Source organism: Pseudomonas citronellolis, from assembly GCF_029335315.1.
GTDB lineage: Bacteria > Pseudomonadota > Gammaproteobacteria > Pseudomonadales > Pseudomonadaceae > Pseudomonas > Pseudomonas citronellolis_A.
The window spans coordinates 1-2,342 of record NZ_JARJLT010000129.1 but is presented as its reverse complement, the minus strand read 5'-3'; the positions used below and the strand labels follow the sequence as shown (position 1 = coordinate 2,342).

The following is a 2,342-nucleotide window of genomic DNA, read 5'->3' as shown; positions in this document are numbered from 1 at the left end:
TGCGCTATCGTCGCCGCCGGCGCCCACGGGCCGCCCGCTTCGACTCCAGAGAGGACTGAACAAGACATGAGCACCCAAGACTCCCCCCTCGACATCCGCAAGATCGGCGTGATCGGCGCCGGCACCATGGGCAACGGCATCGCCCAGGTGTGCGCCGCCGCCGGCCTGCGGGTGGCGATGGTCGACGTCTCCGACGCCGCCGTCGAACGCGGCCTGAAGACCATCGACGGCAACCTCGAACGGCTGATCAAGAAGGACAGGCTGGCCGCCGCCGACAAGCCCGGCATCCGCGCGCGCATCGAGGGCGGCACCGACTATGCCGCACTGAAGGACGCCGACCTGGTGATCGAGGCCGCCACCGAGAACCTCGAGCTGAAGCTGCGCATCCTGCGCCAGGTCGACGAGCTGGTCGGCCCCGACTGCGTGATCGCCAGCAACACCTCGTCGATCTCCATCACCCAACTGGCGGTGGTGGTGCGCAACCCGCAGCGCTTCATCGGCCTGCACTTCTTCAACCCGGTGCCGGTGATGGGCCTGCTGGAAGTCATCCGTGGCCTGCAGACCGCCGACGCCACCCACGCCAAGGCCATGGCCTTCGCCGCCCTGGTGGGCAAGACCGCGGTCAGCGTGAAGAACGCCCCGGGCTTCGCGGTGAACCGCATCCTGGTGCCGATGATCAACGAGGCGATCTTCGTGCTGCAGGAAGGCCTGGCCAGCGCCGCCGACATCGACGCCGGCATGCAACTGGGCTGCAACCACCCGATCGGCCCGCTGGCCCTGGCCGACCTGATCGGCCTGGACACCCTGCTGGCCATCATGCAGGTGCTCTACGACGGCTTCGACGACTCCAAGTACCGCCCCGCGCCGCTGCTCAAGGAAATGGTCGCGGCCGGCCGCCTGGGCCGCAAGAGCGGCCAGGGCTTCTTCACCTACTGAAAACCCGTGGGCGGGCCCGCGGTTCCCGCCCCTCGACGCTACCCGCAAAACGCAGGGCGAATAACGTTCCACGTTATCCGCCGCCACCCTCCACCCCGATGCACCCTCGGCGGATAACCGCGAACGGTTATCCGCCCTACGCGGGCCTCCGTGTCGTTCCGCGAATGCGGCTGAAACCTCACAACCCCGCCTCGACCTTTTCCCTGCGCTCCGCCGGCAACCATTCGCGCCACATCTGCGGGTTGGCCTTAAGCAAGGCGCGAGCCGCGTCGCGCGGGGCCTGGCGGGTTTCGTTCATTGTCGCCAGGGCGGCATTGAGCGTTGCGATGGGGATGTCGACCTTCTCGAACAACGCCACCAGCTCCGGGTACTGCGCCTTGAACGGCGCCGAGACGCCCACCGACAGCCGCGCCGGCAGCGAGCGGCTGCCGCGCGGATGGGGGTTGGCGGGGTCGGCCAGGGTCTTCCAGGCTTCGGCGTCGAACGGCGGCTCCTCAAGGCGCAGCAGCTTGTAGCGGCCCATCAGCGGGGTCGGCGACCAGTAGTAGAACAGCACCGGCTTGCCCCGGTGGATAGCCGAGGCGATCTCCGCGTCCATGGCTGCGCCCGAGCCGCTGCGGAAGTTCACGTAGCTGTCTTCCAGGCCGTAGGCCTTGAGTTTCTGCGAGTTGACGCCCTCCGAGGTCCAGCCGCTGGGGCTGTTGAGGAAGCGCCCCTTGTCCGGCGCCTCCGGGTCGCGGAACACCTCGCGGTAGCGCGCCAGGTCGCCCACCGAGCGCAGCTGCGGCGCGCTGGCGGCGATGCCCCGCGCCGGGTCGCCATGGACCACGTAGTCCGGCACCCACCAGCCCTCGTCGGCGTGCTTGACCAGGTCGCCCAGGCCGAACACCTTGCCCTGCGCCTCGGCCTTGATCCAGACCGGGCTGCGCCCGGTCCACTCTTCGCCGATGACCTGGATATCGTTGTGCGCCAGCGCCGTCTCCAGGCTCACGGTGCTGCCCGGCAAGGTGTCGGTCGGGTAGCCGTAGCCCCGCTCGACGATCAGCCGCAGCACCTCGGTGATCAGGCTGCCGCTTTCCCAGGTCAGCTCGCCGAAGTGGATCGGCGGGCGCTCCTCGGCGGCCTGCGCGCCCTGGCCCAGCAGGCCGAGCGCGAGCAGCGCGGCTCCCAGCCGTCGAATGATCCTGTGCATGCGAGGGTTCCTTCAGCCATGGGTTCGCCCTCCAGTGTAGAAAGTCGGCGGCGCGAAGGCCCGCTATCGCTTCGGGCCATATGCACTATCGAGCGCATTCATCATTAGCCTGCGAATTGTTTGCTAACTTACTAACCATCAGGTGTTGCCCACCTGGTTTTGAAGTATCAAGGCCGTCACCCTCCCTCCGCTTCCCCCGCGAACTAGGTGACGG

At 68.1% G+C, this 2,342-nt stretch carries 2 protein-coding genes; one reads left to right on the top strand and one right to left on the bottom strand.

Features of this window, described 5'->3' with window-relative positions:
• The first annotated feature begins 66 nt into the window (after positions 1–66).
• The gene (locus P3W75_RS10945) at positions 67–936 is read left to right on the top strand and encodes a 3-hydroxybutyryl-CoA dehydrogenase (protein WP_276227403.1); all 870 of its coding nucleotides are present in this window, start codon (positions 67–69) and stop codon (positions 934–936) included.
• Between the two features lie 178 nt (positions 937–1,114).
• On the opposite strand, the gene P3W75_RS10940 is transcribed toward P3W75_RS10945, so the two are convergent.
• The gene (locus P3W75_RS10940; RefSeq protein WP_276227402.1) at positions 1,115–2,128 is read right to left on the bottom strand and encodes an ABC transporter substrate-binding protein; all 1,014 of its coding nucleotides are present in this window, start codon (positions 2,126–2,128) and stop codon (positions 1,115–1,117) included.
• Positions 2,129–2,342: the final 214 nt, after the last annotated feature.

What these genes read in the sequence shown, in the direction of transcription:
- P3W75_RS10945 (WP_276227403.1), top strand. Translation starts at nt 67, where the DNA reads ATGAGCACCCAAGACTCCCCCCTCGACATCCGCAAGATCGGCGTGATC.
- P3W75_RS10940 (WP_276227402.1), bottom strand. Translation starts at nt 2,128, where the DNA reads ATGCACAGGATCATTCGACGGCTGGGAGCCGCGCTGCTCGCGCTCGGC.